The organism is Microbacterium sp., assembly GCF_039812165.1.
In the GTDB taxonomy this organism is placed as follows: Bacteria; Actinomycetota; Actinomycetes; order Actinomycetales; family Microbacteriaceae; genus Microbacterium.
In genome coordinates this window covers 1-4,631 of record NZ_JBDIAB010000214.1, presented here as the reverse complement: position 1 = coordinate 4,631, position 4,631 = coordinate 1, and the positions used below count along the sequence as shown (strand labels likewise).

General features: G+C 73.9%; 4 protein-coding genes and 1 pseudogene. All 5 read left to right on the top strand.

From position 1 onward, the window contains the following. Positions 1-377 (top strand): annotated as a pseudogene (locus WML84_RS13065) (glutamate-1-semialdehyde 2,1-aminomutase); the annotation flags it as partial. 247 nt (positions 378-624) lie between these two features. Further along, positions 625-1,491 (top strand): 16S rRNA (adenine(1518)-N(6)/adenine(1519)-N(6))-dimethyltransferase RsmA, encoded by an 867-nt coding sequence (gene rsmA, locus WML84_RS13060; protein ID WP_347346576.1) that lies wholly within the window; start codon positions 625-627, stop codon positions 1,489-1,491. Positions 1,492-1,500: 9 nt separating this feature from the next. Next, positions 1,501-2,571, top strand: coding sequence for an L-glyceraldehyde 3-phosphate reductase (gene mgrA / locus WML84_RS13055; protein WP_347346575.1), 1,071 nt, complete (start codon positions 1,501-1,503; stop codon positions 2,569-2,571). Next, positions 2,547-3,494, top strand: a complete 948-nt coding sequence (locus WML84_RS13050; RefSeq protein ID WP_347346574.1) for a 4-(cytidine 5'-diphospho)-2-C-methyl-D-erythritol kinase — start codon at positions 2,547-2,549, stop codon at positions 3,492-3,494. Before mgrA ends, WML84_RS13050 begins: the two co-directional genes overlap by 25 nt. 81 nt (positions 3,495-3,575) lie before the next feature. Next, positions 3,576-4,613 carry an FUSC family protein gene (locus WML84_RS13045; RefSeq protein WP_347346573.1) on the top strand — a complete coding sequence of 346 codons (1,038 nt, stop codon included), beginning with the start codon at positions 3,576-3,578 and terminating at the stop codon, positions 4,611-4,613. Positions 4,614-4,631 lie beyond the last annotated feature (18 nt).

Genomic DNA, 4,631 nt, shown 5'->3' with positions numbered 1-4,631 from the left:
GGCACGCGGATGCCGCGGTGTACCGGCGGCTGGACGAGGCATCCGTCGCCGTCCGCACCGCCGTGGGCGAGGCACTCGCCGCCGCGGGCGTGCCGCACGTCGTCCAGACCGCGGGGACGCTGTTCAGCGTGTTCTGGGGCGAGCGGGTCGCCGGCGGTGTCGCCGACTACGAGACCGCCGGCCGCCAGGACACCGCCGCGTACGCCGCGTTCTTCCACGCCATGCTCGATGCCGGGGTGTCGCTCCCGCCCTCGGCGTTCGAGGCGTGGTTCCTCACGGCCGCACACGACGACTCCGCGATCGACCGCATCGTCGCCGCGCTCCCGGCCGCCGCGAAGGCCGCCGCCGCGGCCTCGGCCGTCCCTGCGACATCGTGACGGGGAGCGGATGCGTCCTGCCCGCGCTGCGGCGCCCCCGGGCGGTGGCAGGCCGCGCATGTGCCGGCCGTGCAGGCGCCGCGCGTGCAGGCGCCGCCCGCGCGCTCAGATCAGGAGATCTGGCGGAGACAGGTCGATTCCGGCCGTTTCGTCCTGTCCTCGTCAGATCTCCTGATCCGGGAGCAGGTGCGGGTGTGCGGCCGGGTGTGGATGCCGACGACTGCGGCATCGCGGGTACGGTGAGTCCGTGTCTGTGACCCTGCTCGGCGCCGCCGAGATCCGCGCGCTCGCCGCCGACCTCGACGTCACGCCGACCAAGAAGCTCGGCCAGAACTTCGTCGTCGACGCGAACACGGTCCGGAAGATCGTGCACGTCGCGCGCGTCGCCGCGGCCGACCGCGTCGTCGAGGTCGGGCCGGGGCTCGGGTCTCTGACCCTCGCGATCCTCGAGGCCGGGGCATCCGTCACCGCGGTCGAGATCGACCACCGCCTCGCCGCGCGCCTGCCCGCGACCGCCGCCGCCCACGGCGTCGCCGACGGCGCGCTGACCGTCGTGGACGCCGACGCGCTGCGCGTCACCGAGCTGCCCGGCGACCCGAACGTGCTGGTCGCGAACCTGCCGTACAACGTCAGTGTCCCCGTGCTGCTGCACTTCCTGCAGACGTTCCCCGCCCTCCAGCGCGGCGTCGTCATGGTGCAGGCCGAGGTGGGAGAGCGCCTCGCCGCGCCGCCCGGGTCGAAGGTGTACGGCGTGCCGAGCATCAAGGCCGCGTGGTACGGGTCGTGGCGGCTCGCCGGCACCGTCTCGCGGCAGGTCTTCTGGCCGGTCCCGAACGTCGACAGCGTGCTCGTCGCGTTCGAGCGCGACGCCGCTCCGCGCGGCGACGACACCGAGCGCCGGGCCGTGTTCGAGATCGTGGATGCCGCCTTCCAGCACCGTCGCAAGATGCTCCGGCAGTCGCTCGTCGGGGTGCTCGGCGGCTCCGCGGCCGCGGCCAGCGGCATCCTGCAGGCCGCCGGCGTCGACCCCACCGCGCGCGGCGAGCAGCTGTCGATCGACGACTTCGTCTCGATCGCCCGCGCATCCGCCCACGACACCGGAGAGGGTCGCTAGCCTGGAGCGGTGACAGTCTCCGAACGCTTCCCCGCGTGCCGCAACGGCGACACGCATCGTCCCTACACCGCCGCCGCCGACCGCTACGAGGGCGCCGACTTCCGCCAGGTGGGCGACTCCGGCCTGTATCTGCCGCCGCTGTCGCTCGGCATGTGGTGGAACTTCGGCGACAACATCCCGTTCGACGACCAGCGGGCGCTCCTGCGGCACGCGTTCGACCGCGGCATCACGCACTTCGACCTGGCCAACAACTACGGTCCGCCGTACGGCTCCGCCGAGACGAACTTCGGCCGCATGATGCGCGAGGACTTCGCGCCGTACCGCGACGAGCTCATCGTCTCGTCGAAGGCGGGCTGGGACATGTGGCCCGGGCCGTACGGCACGCAGGGCTCGCGCAAGTACCTCCTCGCGAGCGCCGACCAGTCGCTCACGCGCATGGGCCTCGACTACGTCGACATCTTCTACTCGCACCGCGCCGACGCCGTCACCCCCATCGAGGAGACGATCGGCGCCCTCGACACGCTCGTCCGCCAGGGGAAGGCGCTCTACGTCGGCATCTCGTCGTACAGCGCCGAGCGCACGATCGCGGCGAAGGCCGTCGCGCGGTCGCTGGGCACGCCGCTGGTCATCCACCAGCCCGCGTACTCGATCCTCAACCGCTGGGTCGAGGACGGCCTCACCGGCGTGCTCAAGCAGGAGGGCATGGGCGCGATCGCGTTCACGCCGCTCGCGCAGGGCCTCCTCACCGGCAAGTACCTCGCCGACGGCACCGCGGAGCGCGCGCAGAAGCGCGGGTCGCTGCCGGACGGACGGCTGAGCGCCAGCGCGCTGTCGGCCCTGCGCTCGCTGAACGTCATCGCGCAGGAGCGGGGTCAGACCCTCGCGCAGCTGGCGATCCAGTGGGTGCTGCGCGACCCGGTGGTCACGTCGGCGCTCATCGGCGCGTCGCGGCCCGAGCAGCTCGACGAGAACCTCGCGGCCCTCGACGGGCCGGCGTTCACGATCGAGGAGCTCGAGCAGATCGACGCCCTGTCCGACAGCATCGACGTCGACCTGTGGGCGAGCTCGTCCCGGGTGTGAGCGCCGAGCCGGCGCGCCGGGTGCACGTGCGTGCACCCGGCAAGCTCAACGTCTTCTTCCAGGTCGGCGAGGCCGGGCCCGACGGGTATCACGACGTGGCATCCGCGTATCAGGCGGTGTCGCTCTTCGAGGACGTCGTCGCCACCCCTGCCGACGGCTTCACGATCGAGGTGCACGGCGACGTCGACACGAGCGGCGTGCCGCGCGACGACCGCAACCTCGCGATCCGTGCGGCGCGGCTCGTGGCGCGCGAGCTCGGCTACGAGGGCGGCGTGCACCTCGACGTGCACAAGGGCGTGCCGGTCGCCGGCGGCATGGGGGGCGGGTCGGCGGATGCCGCGGCCGCCCTTCTCGCGTGCGACGCGCTGTGGGGCGGCGGGCTGACCCACGCCGACCTGCACCGGCTGGCGGCGCGGCTCGGCGCCGACGTGCCGTTCTCGCTCCTGGGCGGCACCGCCGTGGGCACCGGGCGCGGCGACGTGCTGACGCCCGCGCTCGCGCACGGGCGCGTGGACTGGGTGCTCGTGACGAGCGACGAGGGCCTCTCGACGCCCACGGTGTACCGCGAGCTCGACCGTCTGCGTGACGCCGGCCGCGCGCTCCGCCCGCAGGCGGAGCCCCGCGTGGCTCCGGCCGTGCTGCAGGCGCTCCGGGCCGGCGATCCGGTGGCGCTCGCCGCCGCCGTGAACAACGACCTGCAGGCCGCGGCGTTCTCGCTGCGGCCCGATCTCGCGGCGCTCGTCGCCCTCGGCGAGTCGCAGGGAGCGCTCGCGGGCATCGTCTCGGGGTCGGGGCCCACGCTCGCCTTCCTGGCCGGCGGCCCGGTCGCCGCGGCCGACCTGTGCGAGGAGTTCGTGGCATCCGGTCTCGACGCCCGCCACGTGCACGGGCCGGTGCCCGGCGCCCGGCTCCTCGCCGCCTGAGCGCCGGCCGGGTCCGGTTCGACGGGCGGCGACGGATGCCGCGCGCCGGCCCGCCGAGACGGTGCGGGTAGCGTGGGCGGCATGGGCATGACCGCCGCCATCCGCTCCGCGAAGCGCGCACCCCTGCTGCAGGTGCTCAAGTCGGCGGTCGCGACCATCTCGGCGTGGCTCGTCGCCGGCTGGCTGATCCCCGGCCCGCTGCCGGTGTTCGCGGCGATCGCGGCGCTGCTGGTCGTGCAGCCGAGCATCAACCAGTCGTTCGCGAAGGCGATCGAGCGCAGCATCGGGGTGCTCGCGGGCGTCGTGATCGCGGTGCTGCTGACGCTCCTGTTCGGGCAGCTGAGCTGGCTCGTGCTCCTCGCGGTCGTCGTCGCGATGCTCGTGGCGTGGGTGTTCAAGGCCACGCCGGGGGCGGCGAACCAGGTCGCGATCTCGGCGATGCTGGTGCTCGCGCTCGGGTCGTCGAGCCCCGACTACGCGCTCGACCGCGTGCTCGAGACGCTCATCGGCGCCGTCATCGGCATCGTCGTCAACGCCCTGATCGTCCCGCCCGTCCTCGTGGCCCCGGCCCGGCGCGACCTCGCGCTCTTCGGCGGAGAGCTCGCCGCGAGCCTCGACCGGCTCGCCGTGGCCCTCACCTCGACGCAGACGCCCGGTCAGCTGCAGGGGCTCATGGTCGAGGCGCGCCTCCTCCGGCCGGTGCGCGATGCCGCGGACACGTCCATCAAGGCGGCCGAGGAGTCCCTCGCCCTCAACCCGAGGCGGTCGGCGCATCGCGACGAGCTGCGCGCGATGCGCGCCCTCGTCGACCGCCTGAGCCCGATCGTGACGCAGCTGATCGGCATGACGCGCGCGTGCGTCGACCACTACGACGAGACGCTCGGCGACGAGCCCACCGTGCACGCGATCGCCGAGCAGCTGCGCCGCGCCGGGCACGACGTGCGCCTCGCGGTGCAGCTGGCCGAGCTCGCCCCCGAGCCCGAGGCGCTCACGTCGGCGATCCCGGCGCTGACGGCTCCGCTCGTGGTGCGGCCGCCGGCATCCGATCACTGGATCCTCGTCGGATCGCTCATGGAGGACCTCCGGCGCATTCGCGCCGAGCTCCGCGACGAGGCCTGAGGGGGCGGCTACCATGAC

Bases quoted from the DNA above. Each gene is read 5' to 3' on its own strand.
- WML84_RS13045 (WP_347346573.1), top strand. From the start codon at position 3,576: ATGGGCATGACCGCCGCCATCCGCTCCGCGAAGCGCGCACCCCTGCTG.